Annotated in this window: 24 protein-coding genes and 1 pseudogene; 10 read left to right on the plus strand and 15 right to left on the minus strand. The window is 41.4% G+C overall.

Annotation, left to right across the window (positions count from 1 at the left end):
• Nucleotide 1 precedes the first annotated feature (1 nt).
• Together AC2IOM_RS20125 and AC2IOM_RS20130 are read left to right on the plus strand one after the other, a co-directional pair.
• Nucleotides 2-400 carry a response regulator gene (locus AC2IOM_RS20125; protein WP_105172095.1) on the plus strand — a complete coding sequence of 133 codons (399 nt, stop codon included), beginning with the start codon at nucleotides 2-4 and terminating at the stop codon, nucleotides 398-400.
• Nucleotides 397-1,308: a two-component system response regulator gene (locus AC2IOM_RS20130; RefSeq protein ID WP_100914800.1), complete on the plus strand. Its 912-nt coding sequence runs from the start codon at nucleotides 397-399 to the stop codon at nucleotides 1,306-1,308. Before AC2IOM_RS20125 ends, AC2IOM_RS20130 begins: the two co-directional genes overlap by 4 nt.
• Before the next feature lie 122 nt (nucleotides 1,309-1,430).
• Here the strand turns inward: AC2IOM_RS20130 and AC2IOM_RS20135 are convergent, their stop codons facing one another.
• The 3 genes from AC2IOM_RS20135 to AC2IOM_RS20145 all read right to left on the minus strand — a co-directional run bounded on the left by AC2IOM_RS20135 (nucleotide 1,431) and on the right by AC2IOM_RS20145 (nucleotide 2,267).
• Nucleotides 1,431-1,631, minus strand: a complete 201-nt coding sequence (locus AC2IOM_RS20135; protein WP_010558190.1) for a hypothetical protein — start codon at nucleotides 1,629-1,631, stop codon at nucleotides 1,431-1,433.
• A 64-nt stretch (nucleotides 1,632-1,695) separates the two neighbouring features.
• On the minus strand, nucleotides 1,696-2,007 hold the full coding sequence (gene maoP / locus AC2IOM_RS20140) for a DUF413 domain-containing protein (RefSeq protein ID WP_010558189.1): 312 nt from the start codon (nucleotides 2,005-2,007) through the stop codon (nucleotides 1,696-1,698).
• On the minus strand, nucleotides 2,007-2,267 hold the full coding sequence (locus AC2IOM_RS20145; RefSeq protein ID WP_010558188.1) for a hypothetical protein: 261 nt from the start codon (nucleotides 2,265-2,267) through the stop codon (nucleotides 2,007-2,009). The genes maoP and AC2IOM_RS20145 overlap by 1 nt, the downstream gene beginning before the upstream one ends.
• A gap of 288 nt (nucleotides 2,268-2,555) precedes the next feature.
• On the opposite strand from AC2IOM_RS20145, the gene AC2IOM_RS20150 reads away from it, so the two are divergent.
• Entirely contained in the window at nucleotides 2,556-3,383 is an 828-nt protein-coding gene (locus AC2IOM_RS20150) for a LysR family transcriptional regulator (protein WP_138628244.1), read from the plus strand.
• Nucleotides 3,384-3,392: 9 nt separating this feature from the next.
• Here the strand turns inward: AC2IOM_RS20150 and AC2IOM_RS20155 are convergent, their stop codons facing one another.
• The 5 genes from AC2IOM_RS20155 to rimK all read right to left on the minus strand — a co-directional run bounded on the left by AC2IOM_RS20155 (nucleotide 3,393) and on the right by rimK (nucleotide 7,754).
• On the minus strand, nucleotides 3,393-4,340 hold the full coding sequence (locus AC2IOM_RS20155) for a zinc transporter ZntB (RefSeq protein WP_486359942.1): 948 nt from the start codon (nucleotides 4,338-4,340) through the stop codon (nucleotides 3,393-3,395).
• Between the two features lie 14 nt (nucleotides 4,341-4,354).
• Complete coding sequence (locus AC2IOM_RS20160) at nucleotides 4,355-5,236, minus strand: mechanosensitive ion channel family protein (protein WP_105172092.1); 882 nt, start codon at nucleotides 5,234-5,236, stop codon at nucleotides 4,355-4,357.
• A 129-nt stretch (nucleotides 5,237-5,365) separates the two neighbouring features.
• The gene (locus tag AC2IOM_RS20165) at nucleotides 5,366-5,797 is read right to left on the minus strand and encodes an ATP-dependent zinc protease family protein (RefSeq protein ID WP_010558184.1); all 432 of its coding nucleotides are present in this window, start codon (nucleotides 5,795-5,797) and stop codon (nucleotides 5,366-5,368) included.
• Entirely contained in the window at nucleotides 5,794-6,828 is a 1,035-nt protein-coding gene (locus tag AC2IOM_RS20170) for a succinylglutamate desuccinylase/aspartoacylase family protein (RefSeq protein ID WP_486359943.1), read from the minus strand. Before AC2IOM_RS20170 ends, AC2IOM_RS20165 begins: the two co-directional genes overlap by 4 nt.
• A gap of 20 nt (nucleotides 6,829-6,848) precedes the next feature.
• Entirely contained in the window at nucleotides 6,849-7,754 is a 906-nt protein-coding gene (gene rimK, locus AC2IOM_RS20175; protein ID WP_274763026.1) for a 30S ribosomal protein S6--L-glutamate ligase, read from the minus strand.
• A 137-nt stretch (nucleotides 7,755-7,891) separates the two neighbouring features.
• On the opposite strand from rimK, the gene AC2IOM_RS20180 reads away from it, so the two are divergent.
• From AC2IOM_RS20180 to AC2IOM_RS20195, 4 genes and pseudogenes are all read left to right on the plus strand, one after another.
• Entirely contained in the window at nucleotides 7,892-8,734 is an 843-nt protein-coding gene (locus AC2IOM_RS20180) for a LysR family transcriptional regulator (RefSeq protein WP_486359944.1), read from the plus strand.
• Nucleotides 8,735-8,927: 193 nt separating this feature from the next.
• Nucleotides 8,928-9,809 (plus strand): diguanylate cyclase domain-containing protein, encoded by an 882-nt coding sequence (locus tag AC2IOM_RS20185; RefSeq protein WP_486359945.1) that lies wholly within the window; start codon nucleotides 8,928-8,930, stop codon nucleotides 9,807-9,809.
• Nucleotides 9,810-10,386: 577 nt separating this feature from the next.
• Nucleotides 10,387-10,758 (plus strand): annotated as a pseudogene (locus tag AC2IOM_RS20190) (methyl-accepting chemotaxis protein); the annotation flags it as partial.
• 93 nt (nucleotides 10,759-10,851) lie between these two features.
• Nucleotides 10,852-11,214 carry a CZB domain-containing protein gene (locus AC2IOM_RS20195; protein ID WP_267894220.1) on the plus strand — a complete coding sequence of 121 codons (363 nt, stop codon included), beginning with the start codon at nucleotides 10,852-10,854 and terminating at the stop codon, nucleotides 11,212-11,214.
• A gap of 62 nt (nucleotides 11,215-11,276) precedes the next feature.
• Here AC2IOM_RS20195 and AC2IOM_RS20200 read toward each other — a convergent pair whose 3' ends face one another.
• Genes AC2IOM_RS20200 through AC2IOM_RS20230 form a run of 7 tightly spaced genes read right to left on the minus strand, consistent with a single transcriptional unit; the run spans nucleotide 11,277 to nucleotide 18,632 of the window.
• Nucleotides 11,277-11,882, minus strand: coding sequence for a Tll0287-like domain-containing protein (locus AC2IOM_RS20200; RefSeq protein ID WP_486359946.1), 606 nt, complete (start codon nucleotides 11,880-11,882; stop codon nucleotides 11,277-11,279).
• A 12-nt stretch (nucleotides 11,883-11,894) separates the two neighbouring features.
• The gene (locus AC2IOM_RS20205; RefSeq protein WP_486359947.1) at nucleotides 11,895-12,524 is read right to left on the minus strand and encodes a hypothetical protein; all 630 of its coding nucleotides are present in this window, start codon (nucleotides 12,522-12,524) and stop codon (nucleotides 11,895-11,897) included.
• Nucleotides 12,517-14,157, minus strand: a complete 1,641-nt coding sequence (locus tag AC2IOM_RS20210) for an ATP-binding cassette domain-containing protein (protein WP_486359948.1) — start codon at nucleotides 14,155-14,157, stop codon at nucleotides 12,517-12,519. Before AC2IOM_RS20210 ends, AC2IOM_RS20205 begins: the two co-directional genes overlap by 8 nt.
• Nucleotides 14,147-15,808 (minus strand): ABC transporter transmembrane domain-containing protein, encoded by a 1,662-nt coding sequence (locus AC2IOM_RS20215; RefSeq protein ID WP_486359949.1) that lies wholly within the window; start codon nucleotides 15,806-15,808, stop codon nucleotides 14,147-14,149. The genes AC2IOM_RS20210 and AC2IOM_RS20215 overlap by 11 nt, the downstream gene beginning before the upstream one ends.
• Entirely contained in the window at nucleotides 15,801-15,917 is a 117-nt protein-coding gene (gene cydX / locus AC2IOM_RS20220; RefSeq protein ID WP_010603848.1) for a cytochrome bd-I oxidase subunit CydX, read from the minus strand. The genes AC2IOM_RS20215 and cydX overlap by 8 nt, the downstream gene beginning before the upstream one ends.
• Before the next feature lie 10 nt (nucleotides 15,918-15,927).
• Nucleotides 15,928-17,061 carry a cytochrome d ubiquinol oxidase subunit II gene (cydB, locus tag AC2IOM_RS20225; RefSeq protein ID WP_235368478.1) on the minus strand — a complete coding sequence of 378 codons (1,134 nt, stop codon included), beginning with the start codon at nucleotides 17,059-17,061 and terminating at the stop codon, nucleotides 15,928-15,930.
• A complete protein-coding gene (locus tag AC2IOM_RS20230) occupies nucleotides 17,058-18,632 on the minus strand; it encodes a cytochrome ubiquinol oxidase subunit I (protein WP_486359950.1) in 1,575 nt (524 codons plus the stop codon). Before AC2IOM_RS20230 ends, cydB begins: the two co-directional genes overlap by 4 nt.
• A 259-nt stretch (nucleotides 18,633-18,891) precedes the next feature.
• Here AC2IOM_RS20230 and AC2IOM_RS20235 point away from each other — a divergent pair, with 259 nt between their 5' ends.
• The 3 genes from AC2IOM_RS20235 (at nucleotide 18,892) to AC2IOM_RS20245 (ending at nucleotide 22,552) form a co-directional block, all read left to right on the plus strand.
• Complete coding sequence (locus AC2IOM_RS20235) at nucleotides 18,892-20,226, plus strand: sigma-54 interaction domain-containing protein (protein WP_486359951.1); 1,335 nt, start codon at nucleotides 18,892-18,894, stop codon at nucleotides 20,224-20,226.
• 694 nt (nucleotides 20,227-20,920) lie between these two features.
• Nucleotides 20,921-21,940: a tryptophan--tRNA ligase gene (gene trpS, locus AC2IOM_RS20240; protein WP_486359952.1), complete on the plus strand. Its 1,020-nt coding sequence runs from the start codon at nucleotides 20,921-20,923 to the stop codon at nucleotides 21,938-21,940.
• Nucleotides 21,941-22,252: 312 nt separating this feature from the next.
• The gene (locus AC2IOM_RS20245) at nucleotides 22,253-22,552 is read left to right on the plus strand and encodes an isoamylase early set domain-containing protein (RefSeq protein WP_010558178.1); all 300 of its coding nucleotides are present in this window, start codon (nucleotides 22,253-22,255) and stop codon (nucleotides 22,550-22,552) included.
• Nucleotides 22,553-22,556 lie beyond the last annotated feature (4 nt).

The following is a 22,556-nucleotide window of genomic DNA, read 5'->3' on the forward strand; positions in this document are numbered from 1 at the left end:
AATGCTGAATTTAATTTTAATTGATGATGATCCCGATGAGGCTTACATCATGCGTCAGGCGCTAAAAAAGGTCGATGATGACAAAACACTTACGCATTTTGATGATGGTAGAGAGTTTGTTGCATCCATTGACGCTTTTGCAAATACAAACAGCTTAGTGTTACTCGATTTGAATATGCCGCAATGCGGCGGCTTTGACGTACTAAAGTTAATTAAACAAAATAAACACGCGACTAATTTACCGGTAGTGATATATTCTAATTCAAATAGCCCTCATGATATTGAATTGTCGTATCAGTATGGCGCTAATTCCTACGTTCGAAAGCCACAAGGCTTAAATGAAACCATTGAATTCTTAAGCTCGCTGTTGAATTACTGGCAAAGGATCAATAAAACATGAATGATCAACAAAAGTATAAATCTAATCATCTGATTTACTTGCTTGAAGATGATAGCGATGATGCTTACCTGATTAGGAATGCATTAAAGAGTGATAAAATTATTAGTCACTCAATTATGACTTTTGATTCACTGACGAAACTAGTTCAAGCGCTCGAAAACTTTAAACCAGACCTAATTATTATGGATTTGAACGTCACGGACAGTGATGGTTTTAATACCATGTTAACGGTAAAACACAGCGCACAAGCTGTGCCCATTGTGGTGGTGACTGGTGTGGCCGATGAAGCCATGGGCGACCGTTTGATTCAACTTGGGGCGCAAGATTATGTGCCTAAATCAGAGCTTACATCGTCGCTATTGCAGCGCGTAATTCGCTTTTCTAAAGAACGTCATCACCTTTTACAAATACTTGAAAATTCAGCAAATCGTGATGCACTAACCAAATTATATAGCCGTAAAGCACTCGATTTAAAACTTGAAGAGCTGGTTGAACACGCACAGCGTTACGGTGAAATGTTCGCCATTTTATTTATCGATCTGGATAACTTTAAACCCATTAATGATGAGTTTGGCCATGATGCGGGCGACCAGTTGTTGCAGCATGTCGCTAATCGCTTAACGCTATTTAGTCGCTCCACAGATTTTGTTGCGCGCTTCGGTGGCGATGAATTTGTTACTTTGCTGCCGCACGTTAAAAGCACTGCTGATGCTGAGCAAGCAAGCCAACAGCAACTCAATGCCATTTGTGATGAGTTTTATATTACTGACGTTGATGGTCAGGCACAAAAGGTTGCACTTTCTGCGAGTATTGGTTTTGCCTTGTATGAGCAAGATGGCTACACCGTTGCTGAGCTTATTAAAGCTGCGGACACCGCGATGTATAAAAATAAACGTAAGCACGATTAATTAAAGTGCTTGCTGATGGGTCAGAAATAAACGGTAAATAACCGCCAAGGTGACGCTCTACTGATAAAACGTCAGTCTTGGAGGTTAGTTGTTAATTACCTAGAACGTATTGCTAATTCAATTTAATCGTAATAATCAAAGTGGCTATCGGCAATTTGCTTGTTGAGCCTAGCTTCGTCTTTTAATAATTCTATACGCTGCCAAGGTGATAACCGTTTTTTACGGTGCACTTTCATTGGCGCTGGTTTACCCGATGTGTAGGAGATTTGATATTTAACTTCCAACTCATCATCATAGTCAAAATCAGATACGTCAATATCCATTTTTTACTACCTTCTATCTCATTGCTTCGTGTTTGTTAACAACGATTAAGGTTGATAATACCGGCTAAAAAGCCGCTTTTTTACTTGGCGATAAACTGTAAAAGCTATTGCTTTTTGTAATCGCCAATAGAAATTTTTTCCATAACTTTACAGCGTCAAGGGTGGCGGTTTCATCGCTGTTTAATTCTGCGACAAACATCGCCTCTTCGGCATTTTCTGGCGATAACAAGCCGTTATGCAGGCCATATAAGGTATCACCGTATTTAATCAGCTCTTCTGATTCGCCAATACTGAAATAGCCGCTGCGTGACAAACCATAAGGAAATGTGTCGCTGGCATAAAACGGTATTTTGCCTTGTCGGATTGCCGTTTCCATTAGTCTTCACCTAAACCCACATACGCGAGTAATTCACTGTATGTGGCGAATGTGTCAAATCCTGACCCTTCAAGCTCGGTATTCACACAGTTCAATAAGTTAGTCTCATGCTCGCCGTCATTTTCCGCTAGAATATCTTGGCAATATTCCAAGTAATTTAACGCAATTGAAGGCGGTGCCTTTGTGCTATTTTCAGCGATAACAAACGTCGAGCTAAGTGATACAATCAAACCGAGCGCGACCATTTTAGTGAGTTTCATTGCCAGTCCTCTGGGTTAACTTCTGCGCTAAATTTAGGGCTTGTTAAGGGAAATGAAAAGCAAATAATTATTGTCGATATAACAAAAAATCTTTAAATTGTTGGCTGCGGTTTTAATACTAATTTGCTTAATTAATAACGCTGTTTTGCGGCAATAAAATATCGTTGATGTAACGACTTTTATTTTGTTATCTATTTGTTTTTAATGTAAATTTTAAATCAAGTGGCTGCGGGTTTTATCTCTCTAAGAGATTAAGTGTTAGTGCGAATTGGTTTACTAGGTGAAAGTATGGATATTAAGGTTTTTAAGACGTTTATCGCGGTTGCGGAAAACAGACATTTTGGCAAAGCATCTGAGCAGTTATACATTACCCAAGCTGCTGTGAGTGCACGCATAAAACAACTTGAAGAATTTTATGCCACGCCGTTATTTATTCGCGATAAAAATAATCTAAGCTTAACGCCTGCGGGTAATGCGTTACTGCCTTATGCTCATCTGGTGATTGAGCAAATCGCACAATCAAAAGCTATGGTGGGCTTAGCCAGTGAGCAAAAAACGGTATTTAATATCGCAGCAACACCCAATGTATGGGATGCATATTTGTGTTCTCGTATGAATGAAATGAACACGGTATTTGACTCGGTTGTGGTCGGTACGGAAATTTCAGTGCGAGAGGCAATCCAACGTAAACTTGATGATAAAAGTTTGCAGCTTGCTTTTTTAACAGACCCCATTAAAGACAGTGATTTTATTAATACCCATGTTGGTGATTTTGATATTTCGCTGGTTGGCAGTTGTGCTGAATTCAGTGAAACATGCGACAATTATATTTATGTTGATTGGGGCATTACGTTTGCCAAAGAGCATGCTGCTCAGCATAAAGTGCAACCGAGTCATCGCACCTCAGCAGCAACCATAGCGTTAGATTTGATGTTGGCCAATGGTGGTTTTGCGTATTTACCGAGTGATCTAGTCAAACCCTATATCGTAGAAGGGCGTTTATTTAATATAGACAGCGCCATGCAGTTAAAGCGACCAGTTTATTTAACCTATAAAAAATCAGCGCCACATTCGGCGCTGACAGATGAACTTTGTAATTTACTCGCAAATAGCTAAGCGTATTAGCTATAGGAATTTCCAACGGCGAAACATCACTAATGCAACAACACCAATGCCTGTTAACACACCGCAAAACCAATAAAAGGCATGAGGGTTATCAACGCCAGGCATGCCGCCCACATTAATGCCGAACAACCCGGTTAAAAAACCAAGTGGTAAGAAAATGCCGGCGATAATCGACAGCATGTAGGTATTGCGGTTCATCACTTCACTGTTAATTTGCGCAATACGATTGTTAATTACGTCGATTTGCGCAATGTAGAAATCGATGGTGTCGACAATACGAGACAAGGTATCAAGCTCGGTCGCAAGCTCTACATGATAGTCATTAAATGCCGCCACATTGTTTTTACTCAATGCTGATAGCGCATACAATTGCGGCTTTAAAAAGCGATTTAAACGCAGTAATTTACGGTGCTTAACACTTATTTCAGCAATGGCGTCTGAGCTAAACGCATCGTTATCTTGTGCGTTAATAAATTGCTCAATGGGCTCAATTACAGATTCAATTTTGGCATTTAGTTGACTTAATAGCTCAATTACCAAAGATTCAAGGGTATCGGGTCCTTTATTCTTCTTTAATTGAGATGCTACCGCTTCAATTGCACGTAAGCGCTGAATGCTACACGTAACAACACGCTCTGGCGTGTAAAGCAAACGTACAGTTAACATATCGTCTGGCTCTTTTCCGGCATTTAGGTTTACACCTCTTAAAATAAGGAAAAAGCTGTTCTGATCAATTTGCTGAAAACGCGGTCTTGTATCGGTGGCAAGCAGTGATTCAATAATTGATTCATCAAAACCAAGGGACTCTAACCAATGCTCAAATTCAGCCGATGAGCGATCACAGTGCACCCAATAATTTTGCTCTGCTAGTTGCTGTTCTGACGTGACAGCATTAGGTCTGTCGTTATGATTGAGTTGCCAACCTTCAATTATAAAATCATGCTTCATGGTTATTTCCTAAGTTAGCTGTTAGTTTTGTTAGTCGTATTAACAATATTAAGCGTGCCATCAAGGTGAATATCACGCTGCGGGAATGCAATCGTAATATCTGCTGCTTTAAACGCTTCGTCTAATTCAAATCGAATATTGCTGGCAACTAATCGTAAGCCACCTTCAACTTGCGAGTTAATCCAAAAATACACTTCAAAAAGCAGTGAGTTATCGCCAAAGTCTTGGAAAAAAACTAACGGTGCACGGCCATCTTCGTTTAGTGTTTCTGGTTGCGCGTTGGCGACTTCTAACATAATACGTTTTACACTTTGACAATCAGTGCCATAGGCAACACCCACAGCTACGGTGCCACGCACTAATTTGTCGCGTAAGGTCCAGTTAGTCACCGTGTTTTCTAATAGCTTGCTATTAGGGATCAGCATGTGAACGCCATCAACACGGCGAATACGTGTTGAGCGGGTATTAATTTCTTCAACCACACCCTTTACGCCTTCAACTTCTAAAAAATCACCAATGCGGATTGGCTTTTCGCCCATTAAAATCCAACCACTAATAAAGTTATTGATAATGTTTTGTGCCCCAAAACCAAAACCAATCGCGATTGCACCTGATAAAAACGCAAATGCAGTGATCGGTACATTGATCATCGAAAGGGTTGTCATAAAAATAATCGCGAGCGCCACCACATACAAAATACGCTGTACTAAGTGAATAATATTAGGATCTTTATTTTTCTTAGTAAGGCGTTTACCAATCATTTTTATAATGAAGTGGGAAAGCCAAACACTGGCGATTAACCAAAGCGGAACGGCGAGCACTTCAATCAGTGTGACAACACGCTCATTAAATTTAAATAGTGGGAAATTGAGCCAATATTTAACTTGTTCTAACATTAATAAGTCCTTGTTAGGGGGAGTTTTTTGCTATTTTACAGTAATCAGTATGCACAGGAAAATTTACAATCCGTGTTGCTTGCAGCTAGCACGCAGCGCCACAGGCGCATACTTCTAACTGCATTACTGTTAACTTTGCGAGGCGACAAAGCCGTTTGCAGGATCAATGAAAAAGTGATCGCCCATCGCTTGTCGACCTAATAACATTAGATAGGTCATATCTGAGCGATCGGTCAATGTTATTTCAATATTCCATTTATGTTCGCCAAGTATCGCAGGCGTTTTAATTACATAGCGCTGTTCGGTCATGCCATTCGATGACTTTACTTTGCGAATATCATGCAAAATAGCGGTACAGCGTACGGTTTTGTCTACGTTATGAATTTCAGGGTGAATATCAAACGATACCGCTGGCTTTTTATCCAATTTAGTTCGTTGAATATTATCAACATGCAACGATGACGTTTGTGCGCCTGTGTCTACGCGCACTGTCATTTGCGTAATGCCTAAATCGGGTAGATCAATATTTTCTACATGGCCGATAATTATTCTGTTATTCATAGCAATCCTTCACTGTTTACAATATGGTTCACAAGTTCTTCTTCAACACTGCCAATATGTTCGGCAATCTCTTCATCATCTTCTTTAAAGTAAGCAATGTGGTACATGGCTTCGCCTTCTTGCACCAAGGGTATATTTTGTTTACCTATGATGACGCCACTTTTGTTTGCCAGCACTTCAGTTAAAATCTCGCCATAGGGGCTACCGATCTCAGCAAGCACTTGGCCTTTTTTAACTTGGTCACCCAAGTTAAATAAATGGGTGACAATGCCACTGCTGGTTGCGCGTACCCAACCACTGTTATTGGCGACAAATTGGCTAACCGTTTTTTTGCGTGCTCTGCCTTTTGGAGTCATTTTCAAATGGCGCAGCACATTAACGATGCCTTTAATGCCGGCGCGAATTGAAAACTCATCAAATCGTAGTGCTTCTCCCGCTTCGTATAACAACACCTTGGTACCATTATCAACCGCAGCATCACGCAATGAACCATCGATTATTTCCGAATTTAAAATTACAGGTGCACCGAATGCGTTAGCAAGTGCTAAGGTTTCTTCATCCGCTAGCTGCGCTCTAATTTGTGGCAAGTTTGAACGGTGAATAGCACCTGTATGCAAATCAATACCATAATCACAGTGGCTAACAATTTCTGTTAAGAAAATATTAGCGACACGTGCTGCCAAAGAGCCTTTCGCCGAACCTGGAAAGCTGCGGTTAAGATCACGTCTATCAGGCATATAGCGGCTTTGGTTGATCACCCCGTATACATTCACCATAGGCACAGCAATCAAGGTGCCTGCTGAAATTTTAAAGCCTTTTAAATTGATAAGGCGTCTGATGATTTCAATGCCGTTCAGTTCATCACCATGCACCGCGGCACTGATGAACATTGTTGGGCCTGCTTTTTTACCGCGAATAATATGTACCGGTAAGTGCACATCAGCATCGGTGTACAATTTGGCTACTGGCAAATCAATTTTCTTTGTTTCGCCAGGCATAATTGTGTGTTCACCAATAATCAATTCGTTCATAACTGTTCCAATCGCGTTAATTAACCTTGTCCTTTGGTTTTTGTTGAACCAGACTTAGCTGTCTTTTCAATAAACTCAATGAGCTTACCTGCTACGTCTAATCCCGTTGCGTTTTCAATGCCTTCAAGGCCTGGAGATGAATTTACTTCCATTACCATAGGGCCATTATGTGAGCGCAGTAAGTCGACACCGCAGAAGTTAAGTCCCATTACCTTGGCAGCGTTAACCGCAGTTGCACGTTCTTCTTTGGTTAATTTAACAAGTTCAGCACTGCCACCACGGTGTAAGTTTGAACGAAATTCACCTTCTGCACCTTGGCGTTTCATCGCTGCAACAACACGGCCACCAACAACTAAACAGCGAATATCAGCACCGCCAGCTTCTTTAATATACTCTTGCACGAGAATGTTAGCTTTTAAGCCCATAAACGCTTCAATAATGCTTTCTGCTGCTTTTGCTGTATCAGCGAGTACGACACCAATACCTTGGGTACCTTCTAGTAGTTTGATTACTAAAGGCGCACCACCCACATTTTTAATTAAGTCTTTAATGTTGTCTGGCTTGCTTGCAAATCCTGTGCGTGGCAGACCAATTCCTTTACGCGACAGTAACTGTAGTGAGCGTAATTTGTCGCGAGAGCGGCTAATCGCTACCGATTCATTCACGTTAAATGTACCCATCATTTCAAACTGACGCGCAACCGCAGTGCCATAAAACGTAACTGATGCACCAATACGCGGAATAATCGCATCGTATTTTGGTAGCTCTTGGCCGTGATAACGCACCGCAGGGCGGCTACTGGTGATATCCATGTAGCAATGTAATGTGTCGATAATGTCAACCTCGTGGCCACGTGCGATACACGCTTCTTTTAAGCGGCGGGTTGAATATAGGTTTTCATTTCGAGATAAAATAGCAATTTTCATAATTTGGCATCCTTATTTTGGCGTTTATTTGTCCAATCAAATTTATGTTAGGAAAATTAGTTGAAAATATCTAAAAAGAAAAACAAAATAAAAATTACAAGTTGATAAAATAATTTTATTAAAAGGGGTTTTTTCGAATGAAAATCGAGCTTTTAACGACGTTTTTGGAAGTGAGCCAAACCTTACATGTGCGAGTCGCAGCCGATAACTTATACCTAACGCAAGCCGCTGTTAGTAGCCGTATTAAACAGTTAGAAGAAGAGCTCGGTGTGCAGTTATTTGATCGCACACAAAAACGTTTAAAGCTTACCGCAGAAGGCCACCGCCTTGTTAAACATGCCAATGAAATGCTAATTATGTGGCAAAAGTTGAAACAAGATGTCGGCGTTGCTCAGCCTAACGCTTATCAATTGTTTGTTGGTTCAATGATGTCAATCTGGGACATTGTACTGCAGGATTGGCTGCAAAAAATTCATCGTAATCTAGACGATGTTCACTTATTTACACAAACATACTCACCGTTAGAGCTTAGAAAACAAGTGGTTAGCCGACTAGTTGATATTGCCTTTTTGTTTGAACCACCGTTTATTCAAGATATCGTAAATGAAAAAGTAGCTACAGTGCCTTTGCAGTTAGTGTCGACTGACCGCGATGTTACGCAAGACAATATTGAAAATATGGTTATGGTTGATTATGGTGAGTCGGTAAATAGTCAAATTTTACGTGATTACAGTGAGTTAAATGCTATTCGCCATCATATGAGTCAACCGCGGATCGCGCTAAACTTTATTTTAGAGGCATCAGGTTGTGCCTACCTACCAAAACAAATGTGCTTTGAGCATATTCGCAAAGGTAAACTACATGCGGTTGAGGGTGCACCTGAATATAGCCGTGATATCTATGCTATTTACCTTGCGAAAAGTCATAAGAAGCAGTTGGTGCAAGATGCGCTTATGTTATTCCCATACGTGCGCAACTAATTTGTAAGCTGGAATGTTCAATAAATTTAATTTATTAAAAATCAGATATTGAAAATTTATTTTTATTGTTGCCTGTAAGTTAACCGTTTTAAAGTCAAAATTTTGAAGATTTTTTTCATCTTATTTTTTTCGTAGGCAATGTTTTGTTTTTATTTAATAATGAGCAAAAACAAAAATCGTTTTTAACGTCTTTATGAATAATCCTAAAATCCGTCAAGTGGGTATTTTTACCGAGTCAGAAGAAATAACCCATTGGTTAGAGTGCACACTCAAGCTTACAACGCTGTCGTTTGATAGTATATGTATTCTCAATAAATCGAGTGATATTGCGAAAAATAGCCCGTCGCTGATCATTGTTACCGAGCGTAAATTCAGAGCGCTTTACAATTATTTGAATAAAGCAAACACCTTACTGCCTGTGCTGGTAGTAACGCGCGACTTTAATGGTTTTAGCGTGCCAAACGCCAATCGTCTAACTATCGATTTGTTGCCATTACCTGCAGCTACTATTGGTTTGCTTGAACATAGTATTAAAGCCGTGTTTCAAGACTTTAAGCTCAATCAAGATCTAACAAAGCTTGCCCACTATGATGCATTAACGGGCGCTGCAAATCGGTTATTATTTCAAGACCGCTGCAAGCAAGCGCTTAAAATGGCAAAGCGCAATAAGCGAGCGGTTAGTTTATTGTATTTTGATCTCGATGATTTTAAACCGATTAATGATACTTACGGCCACGATATAGGTGATGAGCTATTAAAGCGATTTGTTAAAATTGTTTCTTCGGTTAGCCGAGAAACTGATACGTTAGCGCGACTTGGCGGTGATGAATTTGCCTTGTTGCTGCCGGATACCCCAGAATCTGAGCTGACGCAGTTTTGTCAAAAAGTGGTGCAGTGTTTAGCGCAGCCGCAGCAACTAAATGAACAGTTAATTGAAATAAAATGTTCAATAGGCGCTGTCTCGACCTCAAAAGAAGAGCATGTAACCTTAATCCCGCAAAAGCTTATCAAGAAAGCAGACCAAGCAGTTTATCGAGCAAAAGAAATACAAGGCACTAGCTTTGTTATTGTTTAAACGTGTTTTTTTTGTGATTGTCGACTAGAATTTTGTTATGGCCTAGACACGAATTGTGCATCTTGTTGCTTGAAAACGGCAACGCATCTTAAATGTGCTTGCTAAAACTAATAAACTGTTCCTAATATAGTGGCGTTTTATTTTTATATGCCGATAACTAGGTTCTTTACACGCTGCGTGAGTTAGCTTTAAACAGTGTAATGCGCAATAGCATGCATTATTTTGAGGCTCGCAGTGTTTATCTGTTCATTATTAAACGAGGTGCTTAATGTTTTTAAATTGGGTGAACAAAAGCGAACTAGAAAAACTACAACAAGAAAACCAACGCCTAAAACAAGAAAACGCCGAATTAAACCAAGTGATAGCACGTTCTGAACAGGACAGTTTGGGAATCACCAGTGATTTAGACATGCTATCGGAGCGCGCGCAACATCAAGAATCTTTGTGTAAATTGTCGCTGCAATCAGGTGAATTACTCAGTCAAATTCGTGAAAGTTTAGCGGCTTCTTCAGCCGAATTAATCGCACACCGCGATGACTTTAACGCATCGCAACAATTATTTGGTCAAATAAAAGACATGCTGGCTTCGACCATTAGTGCGACTTCGGTGATTTCTAATGACTCACAGCATGCGTCAAATTCAGTAGACGAATTAAATGAAGTGACCAAAGGCATTAATGATTTCGTTAATATTATTAAAGGGATCTCTGATCAAACGAACTTGTTAGCACTCAATGCCGCAATTGAAGCCGCACGCGCGGGCGAACAGGGGCGAGGTTTCGCCGTTGTTGCGGATGAAGTGAGAACCCTTGCCCAGCGCTCTGCCGAAGCCTCAAACGAAATTTCAGTATTGATTGAACAAGTAAACAGTCAAATGAAAGATGTAGTGACTAGCATTAGCGGTGTTGGTGAAAAGAGTATCAAAATCAAAGACAGTACAGGGTGTATTGATAAAACTGCTAACCGTATTGTTGAGTTTTCGCAAAATATGTACACCGTTATTACCAATTCAACCGCCGATGCATTTTTACAAACAGTAAAAATGGATCATGTTGTATGGAAAATGGACGTGTACCAAGTAATGTTAGGGTTATCTAATAAATCACCAGAGGATTTTGCGGATCATACTATGTGTCGTTTAGGAAAATGGTACTACGAAGGTGAGGGTAAGAGTAAGTACACTGACTTTTCGGCATTTAAAAAACTCGAAAAGCCCCATGCTGAAGTGCATCAAAATGGTCTAGCTGCACTAAATGCAAATCTTAAAGGCGATAAAAGTACCGCTGCTCACCATCTTGCTCTAATGGAATCAGCAAGCTTTGAAGTGGTTGAACAATTAACGCAACTGTCTCATCAGGTGGCAGGTGAGGTTACTTTAATAAAAGATCATACTGAATTGTTTTAATCCAGCCTTTGCTTTGGCGGAACAATAATTTTGCCGCCAAAGTAAAATAATAACACGACAAATTACTGCGCGTTTGAAGCGTTAAAATACACGTTAAACGCGCCTCTTAACTCGCCAAGTTTAAAGCCTGTGGCGCTATCTTTTGGGTAATGCGCTCTGATTTTTGCCTGTAAGTCATCGCTAATGTTTTCGCCATGGCAAGCAAGGCACACTTGCCCGGTTGGAATGGCTTTCATAAATTGGTATTCACCGCTTTGTGGGTTTAAGTTTGAATAGAACACTGTTTTTGCAGGCTCACCGCTGGCCAAGCGCTTAGCAAAATCTTGTAATATCGCCATCTCGTCAATATTGGGGGTATTCTGACTATTGCGAGTTTTCAAACTTGTGCGGCTGATTTGCCAACCGTGACTCGAGTATTTTTTGGCAATTTCAGGGGCTTGCTCTTGGCATACCTCAACACCAGCAGATAGCCCGCCTTTTGCTACTGCTGCCATTAAAGTGGTTTTTAGCTCGCTTGCAAATGCATTGGTGATCTTATTGGCTTGCATATCGAGCTGTGCTTTTTGCGCGATTGCATCATTAGCATGAACGGACCCTGCAAATACTGTTAAAGATATTACACAGGCATTAATCGCTGTTTGTATTGTTGAATGGTTGGTTTCGGTCATCTTGCTACCTATCTAATTTTTTAAAGTGTCGGTTAAGTTATTATGGCTTAGCAGGGTTTCGAGTTGCCAAAAAGTGCGCTTTGAGGTCGATAAAGGCTGTTCTGCTGTGAACGTAGGGCAGTAAATCTCACTGAATTTATCCCACTTTATACTGCTTTGTTTAAGCACCTTGCCCATGCAAGCGGCTGAAAATTCAAGTACATTAGATGGCAAACAGAACACCGTGTTTTCACAAACAAGTAGCGATACTTTCGAGCTATTTGCTTTGACATATTTGATGGTGAGCATGAGATGACCTAAGTGCAGCATCTCATTATGCTCAAGCATGTCACCATTACTTAAATCTAGCGCGGTATCGTTTGGTGTATTTTTTAGATACGCTTTTGCTAGCATCAATTGCCCTGTAAATCGCTGTACTAACTGGTTCACCCACCTCAGTTGTGTGTTGGCATCGCAAGCGATTAACCACCACTGTGTTTCGCACGGGCAGTTTTCAAGTCGCTCAACCATATAGTCGTGTTTTTTCTGATCTGAAATACCTAATGCAATCACCGCACAATAAGGCGTTAACGTATCTCTAATTAGATAGGCAATTAGCTGGTTATCATAAACTATCTCAATTACACCTAATGACTCAGCCATAGCACTTTTCCTTAGCGCCATTTTCTTCATAAAATACACGATCGTTCTCAATATCAATACGCTGATTTAGCATTAATGTTTGCGGCACAATATGGCTAGCAATCAGCACAATACAGGTTTTGCTCAATTGATTAATAAGCCGAACCATAAGTGCAATATTGTGCTCGTCGAGCGCTTCAAATGGTTCATCTAGTAGCACCACATCGGGCTTAAATAACAATGCCCTTGCAAGGTTCAGGCGTTGTCTTTCTCCACCAGAGAGCTGTCTGCCACCTGATCCTAGCCATTGCGTTAATGCGCCTAGGTAAGACAAATTAACGTCATTGAGTACCTGCGGTAGTGTGTCTTGCTCTATTTTATGACCTAAAGAAAGGTTCTCAGCCAACGTGCCATCTAATACGGGTGCTGATTGGCCGCAGTACACAATGCGCTCATGTAGTTTGCCAAATTGTTGGACGATGGATTGTTGATTAAACGAAATATCGCCCTGAAATGGCTGAAGCCCTGCAATTGCTTTTAATAACGAAGACTTACCAGCTCCTGAGCTGCCCTCAAATAAATAGCAACCAGCATTATTTATTTCGATTGAAATGGGCAATCGTTGCACGCTGCAAGCGGTTACAGTATTAAGGCTCAACGCATGAATTGCTTGACTATGTCGGGTAATTTTTGGTGACAATGACTGCGCTTGTTGCTGCGCCTTTTTATTGACCGCATTGATAAGAGCTTTTTCCGCACCACCTTGTTTGGCTTGAATAAAATCTACTAGCCCAGATTGTGAATGCAGTAGCTTGCCAAGCCAATCGTTAATGCTTAGCAATAACATGGGCGCTAAAATAAACAATGCATTTTGCGATGCCGCGCCAGCATACTGCGTAAAAAGCAGATACAAAGCTAAAATGGCGAAAAGCTGCAAACAGAGTTGGCCGTAAAAAACCGCCTTTTGCTGTGATTGTTGCGCGTTTAACAGCTGAGAGGTTGATGCGAATTGACTGTATTTTTGTTGTATATGTTTGTCTAAAAACTCAGTTTGAAGATGCCAAAGTGGTGAGCTGTGTAACTTATCGTCGAATTCAGTGACAAAGCGCTCTTTTTGTTTGGCAATTTTGACCGCTTGTTTTAAGCCAAACACAATGAGCAGCCCGTAAACTAAAATAAAAGCAAATGTTACACACAACACATAAATAAGATGACTTGGAATAAGCAAGTAAACACTGATATTTAGCAGCAGCAAGGTGATAAACATCGCAGCATTTTGATTTACCCAAGCAATCCAAAGCGCAGCTTGTTGCTCTGTGGTGGTGCTCATCGTCTCAACCTGCGCGCTGCTTTTAACTTGCTCAAGCAAGCTTAAGTTATTCAAACTGGTTGCAAATAGCGCCATGCGTTTGGTTTGTAACGATTTGAAAAAGCCACTATGGCCAACCAACAAAGCTGCATAACCCGATGCAATGCGAATAAGCGCTAAGGCCCGAATAATAACGGCGGGTAACATGTAATTTAAGCTGCTGCCCATCACACTTGCCGCTGCAATAAACCAACTTGAAACCAGCAATAACCCCATTGCCGCTAGGCTATAAGCCACACTCAGTAGCAGCGCCAATAAGTTGGTTTTTAATGTATTAGTTTGCATGACAAAGCACCTCGCCAAGCTCATTGATGTGCCAAATATAACTAAACCAGCGCTCTGACTGCGGCTTATGACACGCCCAAATAACGGTTTTATCTTTTAAAACCGTTTCAATTAAACGGCAGAGACGCTGATGTTGCGCGTCACTTAAAAACGCGGTGGGTTCGTCGAGTAAATACAGGTCGGCATCGCACAGTAATAACCTTGCTAAACTTAAGCGCTGCTTTTCACCGCCAGAAAGTGGCGGACACTCATCCATCGGCGTGTTAAGCCCTTGTTTTAAATTTTTACACCAAGCCATTAGCTCAACTTTTTCTAACATTGCAAAAAGCGCTTTATCAGAGAGTGGGTTATTGAGTGCTAAGTTGTCGCGCACAGTGCCGCGCAAAATACAGGGAGATTGTGTCAGCAGCGCTACTTTTTGTGTGGTTTCATGGCTTGCTTGTCGCTGTTTGCTAAGCGCTTCAAATAACAGCGTTTTACCGGCACCTGAGGGGGCGCTTAGCCAAATATGCTGGCCATCTTCTACAAATAAATGTTTTGCAAATACCGCGGTATTTGCAACCCGAAAGTCATGCCAATCTATACTAGGAGATTGCTGTACATCAGCACTTTGTTGACTGTTACAAAGCACAATAGCCAGCTCTGATGCTGCAACCTGAGCTGCGGCTTTTTGGTGGTATAAATTGCCCAACTGTTTAAGTTCGCTAAACACCATAGGCACAGCGATGAGTAAAAATAAGCCATCGGCAAACACCAGTTTGGGCCCTAAATTTATTTCTTCTAACAGGTTAAACCCGACATAAACGGCAATTAGCGCCATCGACAGCGTTGAAAAAAAATCTAACACAGTTTGGTTTAAAAAGGCCACTTGAAGCACTTTCATGGTGCTGGAATTAAGCGTATTTGAACTTTGCTCAAGCCGCAGTGTTTGTTGCCTGTTGGCAGAAAATACATTGATCAATTCAATGTTGCTAAGGCGATTGGCAAACATACTGCCTAAACGCTCAAATGCCACAAAATAAGTGTTATGTAAGTGCTTTGTGCCTTTGCCTATGATGACCATAAATAGCGGTACCACAGGCAAACACACTAATAAAATAATAAATACAAACCAGTTCACATAAGCAATCACGCCAAGCAATAACAAAGGCGTAACCACCGCAAGCCATTTTTGCAATTGAAATTCACTGATAAATTTCACCATCGCATGAAGGTGCTCGGTGCTTAGTTGCTGCCAGTAAAAATGACCATGTTGACGAACCAACGCGTGTTGCCCTTGTTTAAAAGCGCCATGTAATTGCGCTTCTAAATCGGCCAAGCTGCTTGCCTGTAACGCCATTAGGCGGTTATGAGCAAAAAGGTTCAGTATTAAGCTTGAAACCAGTGCCCCAACTAAAACATTGAGCGTCCATTCATAGTGTGTGTTTGCGCTAAAAAAATGACTCATAACCAGACTACTTGCATCACTTGCGAGCAATCTGGCCACTAAAAAGCTAAATGCTGCGAAAGCCGTCAGCTGGCATAAAAAAGCACCGCTTTTAAAAGCTAACACACCCAGCAGCGCATTTTTTACTTTGTGCTGCTGGCTATGTAACAGCTCGGTAGCGGCGACCTCCATGTCGCCAGTTACTGCGTGATTGTGTTTAATCATCGCTGGTGTCGTCTCTGTCCATGTCTTCGGTGGCTTCTAGCCACATCGCATTAATAATGCCGAAAGAACACGCTAATAAAACACCTAAAATCCAAGTGAAATACCACATAAGCCACTCCTTAATAAATTGTGTGTGGTTTATCTAAATCTTGCGCTTTAATACGCCCGCGCATCACATAAAAGCTGTATGCGGTGTAACTCAATACAATTGGCACAAAAATACAGGCAACGATAAACATGGTTTTGAGCGTTAAATAACTCGATGTGGCATCCCACACTGTTAAACTCGCGTTTGGCATGCTGCTACTTGGCATAAGGAATGGGAACATGGCAGCGCCTGCGGTTAAAATAATGCCTGCCATCATCAATGACGACATTAAAAACGCCCAGCCACCGCGCTGTTGTTTGCTAAACCATGCAGAGCCAAGCCCCGCAAATATGCCAAGTACAGGCGCAATTAGCATCCACGAGTAAGTGCTGTAATTGTTAAGCCACGCCCCGGATACTGCTTCAACCGTTTTGGTCAGTGGGTTTGATGTTGCTAAAGGGTCAACGCTTGAGGTGATCACATAACCGTCAATATTGGCAACGACCACACCCGCTAACATAAAGAGCAACACAGTCACTAATGACAAATAGAACGACACAATGCGTGCGCGAGCGAGTAAATTCCCCTCGGTTTTAAGTTGCAACCAGTTAGCGCCATGGGTCAGCAACATAGCGACCGATACCAGCCCTGCTAAAATGGCAAACGGATTAAGCAAGCCAAAAAAGCTGCCGGTGTAAGTCGGACGCAAGGTGTTATCAAATTCAAAGGGTACGCCTAGTAGTAAATTACCGAACGCCACACCAAAGATAAGCGCAGGTACTAAACCGCCACAAAATAGTGCCCAGTCCCACGCTGTGCGCCAGGTTTTATTGGGCAATTTACTGCGGTAGTCAAAGCCGATTGGGCGCATCCATAAGGCAATGAGTGTCAGCGCTAAAGCGATATAAAACCCCGAAAATGCCGCTGCATAAATCAGCGGCCAAGCCGCAAAAATTGCGCCGCCAGCAGTAATAAACCACACTTGGTTACCATCCCAATGAGGGCCGATTGTATTGATCATCACGCGACGGTCTTCATCGCTTTTTCCAACTAACGTAAGCAGTGCACCTACGCCTAAATCAAACCCGTCGGTAATGGCAAAGCCAATCAGCAATACACCTACTAAACCCCACCACACTAAGCGTAAAAATTCATAATCAATCATGATTGTGCTCCTTCAGCCGATAGTTGCGCATTGCCATCGAAAGGCGTGCTTTGCTTTTCTGGTACAGGCCCTTTTTTGGCGTATTTCTTCATCAAGTAGAAGCCAATAACAAACATCACTGCATAAAAACTGGTGTAAGCAATTAAGGTAAACCACACTTCACCCACGGTTAAGTTTGATACCGAAGCATGCACAGGTAGTACCTCGGCAATTGACCACGGCTGGCGACCAAATTCTGCGACAAACCAACCCGCTTCAGAGGCAACCCAAGGCAGAGGTAAAGAGAACAGCGACAGTTTTAACAGCCATTTTGGTTTGGTGATTTGATGTTTAGTGCTGTAGTAAAATGCAGCGGCAAAAACGAATAGCATAATAAAGCCCGAGAACACCATAATTCTGAAACTCCAGAAAAGGGGTGCAACAGGTGGAATGCTGTAGTTGACCGCTTTTTCGATGGCTTCTTCACTTGGATTCACAAAATCATTGGTGAATGGCTCTAATAACATGGCATAGCCCAAATCTTTTTTATGTGCTTCAAACTTTGCCATTTGTGCTTCTGTTGCGTTACCACTGCGCACCGTATCGAGTAAGTTTTTAGCAACCAATCCAGATAAAATACGCTCACGATGCAGCGCTTTGTGCTCTTTAATGCCCATCACTTCTTCATCAAGCGAGCGCGTCGCGATAATACCCATCAGCCAAGGAATGCGAACCGCATATTCGGCTTCTTCTTTTTCATCATTGGGGATAGCAAAAAGCGTAAATGGTGCAGGTGCAGGATGGGTATCGTATTCGGCTTCAACTGCTGCGAGTTTTACTTTTTGTACATCGCCAAGTTCATAGCCACTTTCATCACCTAGCACAATCACCGATAAAATTGACGCTAAACCAAAGCTTGCTGCAATCGCAAATGAGCGACGCGCAAAGGCAATATGCTTATGTTTTAACAGGTAATAGCTTGAGATGGCTAACACAAACATTGCGCCTGTGACATAACCTGCAGATACGGTATGCACAAATTTAACTTGGGCAACGGGGTTAAACATTACCTCAGCAAAACTGGTCATTTCCATGCGCATCGACTCAAAGTTAAATTCTGCACCTACAGGGTGCTGCATCCAACCATTGGCAATTAAGATCCAAAGCGCCGAAAAGTTAGAACCTAACGCCACAAGCCAAGTTGCCATAAGGTGCCTGACCTTTGACATTTTATCCCAGCCAAAAAAGAACAAGCCAACGAACGTAGACTCTAAGAAAAACGCCATTAACCCTTCAATTGCCAGCGGTGCGCCAAAAATATCACCGACATAATGCGAGTAATACGCCCAGTTCATACCAAACTGGAACTCCATGGTTAAACCCGTAGCCACACCAAGGGCGAAGTTAATACCAAATAACTTCCCCCAAAACTTAGTCATGGTTTTATAGATTTCTTTGCCCGTCATCACATATACCGATTCCATAATGGCCAGCATAAAGCTCAGGCCCAAGGTCAGCGGTACAAATATGAAGTGGAACATGGCGGTAAGTGCAAATTGCCAACGTGACAATTCGACCAATGCTTCATTCATTTCGAACTCCTTTAGATTAGGTTACTTCCTGTTATCGCAGAAAACATACCAACCTTAGTTGTAGTCGATAAATAAAATAAAGCATTGTTTTTAATCGTTAATTTTACATTTCAAAAATTCATTCGATAAAAACAATAATCATTAATTGACATTTTTGACAGACAAAATGAGATTAAAAGACGCTTTTGTCACAGCTGTATTTTTGCAGTACACTCGCTTTAGTTAAACGGTAACAAACTAATTTGGGCAAGTGTGCAATATGGCAAATTCGGTGATCCAAGGTTTAATCAATATTATTGATAAACCAGCAATTTTTATTGACCTAAACTATGCCATTGTGGCGGTGAATAACGCCTATCGCGATACCTATCAAACCCCAATTGAGCTGGGTAAAAGTACCTGCTTTGCCATATCGCATAAGGCAAATAAACCCTGCGATCAAATGGGGGAAGCTTGCCCCATGCTCGAGTGCAAAAAAACTAATAAGCCCACCAGTGTCGTGCATATTCACGACACCCATTTAGGTAAGCAATATTGCGATATTGTGATGAAGCCTATTTTTGACGAAAACGATGTTTTAATGGGCTTTGTTGAGATCCTCGATAAAATCGACTTTGCCTCAGTAAAAGCGCAAAAGAATAAAATGCTCGGTCAGTCTGATGCCTTTAAAGCGCTGATCAATAAAGTAAACCGCGCGGCGAAAACTGAAATCTCAGTATTATTACAAGGCGAAACCGGCACAGGTAAAGAGTTGGTGGCTCGCGCGTTGCACGATGCAAGTAGGCGTAAAGATAAGCCGTTTATTGTTATTGAATGCTCGGGTTTACCCGAGCAGTTATTCGAGTCTGAGTTATTTGGTCACGAAAAAGGCGCGTTTACTGGCGCCACAAGCCAAAAGAAAGGCTTGGTCGAAATTGTCGAAGGCGGCACCCTCTTTTTTGATGAGATAGGTGATGTACCGCTTAATATGCAAGTAAAATTGCTGCGATTAATTGAAACACAAAGCTTTCGTGCAGTGGGCAGCTTAAGACAAAAACGCACCGATTTTCGCTTAGTCTGCGCAAGCCATAAAAACCTGTTAGAAATGGTTGAAAAAGGCGAGTTTAGAAAAGATTTATATTATCGAGTTGCCACTTTTCCCATAAATTTACCGTCACTGAAAAGCCGCCAAGCTGACATTGCATTGCTAGCTAAGTTCTTTTTAAAACACTCTGAATTTAAAGAGAAACAATTTAGTGAAGCGGCACTTAAAAAGCTCGCGCAATATGCCTACCCCGGTAATATTCGAGAGCTAAAGAGCATCGTATTGCAAGCAGCTATTTTGGCCGATGACGATGTAATTTACGACACCGACATTCCTTTCGAAAACATAGCTAATTTGCAGCATACAGTAGAACCTAACGCAGATTTGGCACAGCCAAATTATGACGAGGTATTTGAAGTACTATCGCTAGAGCAAACCGAGAAAAACTACTTAGCAAAGGCCGTTGAACAGTTCCAAGGTAGTACCGAAGAGTTGGCCCTTAAACTCGGTGTCAGTAGCCGTACTTTGTATCGCAAACTCACTAAATATGGTTTGTCGCTTACAAAATAACTAGGGTCTGTTGACCTTTCAAGTTCGTTTTTGCAGCAGTTTGATTGGGTTTTATACAAGGCAGAGGCTGCGTGGCATAGTTATTCTATGTGAGCCAGCCGATAACACAGTAGAAAAGCCAATCAAGCGCTGCCAAACGGTTCTTTTGAGCGCACTTTTCTCATTGTTGCCTATATGGATGTAGGTAAGGGGCGTGAGCAGGACGCGGAAGCTTTGCTCGATATTCGCTTAGATTACTAGGCCACACATCGAGCGCCGCGATAAAAGCACGCTCAAACAGAACAAAAATAGAACAGCAAAGATCAACAGACCCTAATACCAATTCACTTAAATAGCTGATCATCCTAGCGGGCTAAATATTATGCTAACTGCGTTAGAATTTATCAATGTAGAACAACTACATAAGAAAAATTCAGCCTTGTTAGCATTTCATTTATCCAGCGCTATCTGTGATCACATACTTAACAGAATTGGTATAAACAAAATCTTTGATTGTGAAATTTGTAGAGGTTTGCTAACGTGTTGGCGTTATGAAAAATACATTACATATTTCTACTATCACATCATTTACATCTTGGTGGCGCTCACAATAGAGCGGCGCAGGATTTTTACATTCTTAAGCTGCTGGTAGGTAGCTTAAGCAACGTGTCTTTTTTGTATCTCCAGTAGCGATTTTTTATCTTGGAGATACACAATGAAACAGACAACATCACAGCAAAAAGAAATAATTTTAACCGGCGACAGAGCCACAGGCCCTTTGCATTTAGGGCATTATGTTGGCTCATTAAAAGAGCGCACCCAGCTGCAACATCTGCACGAGCAAACCATTTTAGTCGCCGATATGCAGGGCCTAACCGATAACGCCCACACCCCTAAAAAAGTCAGCGAAAACATTTTAAATGTGGTGGCTGATTATTTAGCGGTGGGGATCGATCCTGTTAAAACCACTATTTGCTTGCAATCAAAACTGCCAGCACTTGCCGAACTCACCATGTTTTACAGTAATTTAGTTACTATTTCACGCTTAGAGCGCAATCCTACAGTGAAAAGTGAGATTCAAAGCAAAGCCTTTAATCGCAGTGTACCTGCGGGGTTTTTAACGTACCCAATTTCACAAGCAGCAGATATCACCGCGTTTAACGCCACGCTTATTCCGGTGGGTGATGATCAACTGCCAATGCTTGAGCAAACTAATGAAATAGTAAGAAAAATCAATTCACTTGCGGGCAAACCGATTTTAAATGAATGCCTTGCATTATTAAGTAATGCGCCGCGCTTACCAAGTACCGACGGGAAAAACAAAATGTCTAAAACCATGGGCAACACCATTAATTTAGGCGCAAGCGAAAAAGACATTCGTACTGCGGTGAAGTCCATGTACACCGATCCAAATCACTTGCGTGTAGAAGACCCTGGGCAAGTTGAGGGCAATGTGGTTTTTACCTACCTTGATGCGTTTCACCCAGACGCCGCCTATGTTGCTGGGCTTAAACAGCAATATCAACAAGGTGGTTTAGGCGATGGTACAACCAAAAAGATTTTAGAAGATTGCTTGCAAACTCTCATTACCCCTATTCGTGAAAAACGGGCGATGTATTTAAACGATAAAGCCCAACTGATTGATATTTTACGTAAAGGCAGCGAACACGCCGACCGTAAAACGCAGCAGGTTTTGTTTGATGTAAAAGAGGTGTTTGGCTTGAATTTGTTTTAACCCATTTGTTAACTGTGAAGCGATGATCGCTCACAGTTAACTTGTTTATTAATATATGAAATTAATTCACATTCGCATTAGTTTTATTCGCTTGTACCTTTATTAATAACTTCTATACTCAATTGGCTTATATTTTGCGTTAAAAGGATATATAGCGAATATTTCGTCTTATTTGAGATTGTCTGCATCAATTTTGTGCATAAAAAGTTTTTTATGCACTGTCACGAAGCGTAAATATTCCTATGTTTAGATAATCACAGTTTATACGCTGGGCAGTTTGAAGCGTGTTAGTTAAATGGAAAGGAAAAAACAATGTTAACTAAACGATTTTTTAAGACCAAGCAAGAAGCAGAAGTAACATTTGAATTTGCAGCAGAAGCTGACACCCATGTGTCGTTGGCGGGCGAATTTAACGACTGGCAACCTGTTAGTATGAAGTACGTTAAAAAGGATCAGGTTTTTCGTACCAAACTTCGCTTACCTATAGAGCAAGACTTTCAGTTTAAATACCTCATTAATGAGCAGGAATGGCAAAATGACCATGCTGCAGACCACTATTTACTAAACGAGTTCGGCACTGATAATTCAGTTGTTTCTACAACACGAGCTTAACGTG

It is taken from the genome of Pseudoalteromonas sp. NS-SX12 (genome assembly GCF_057367955.1).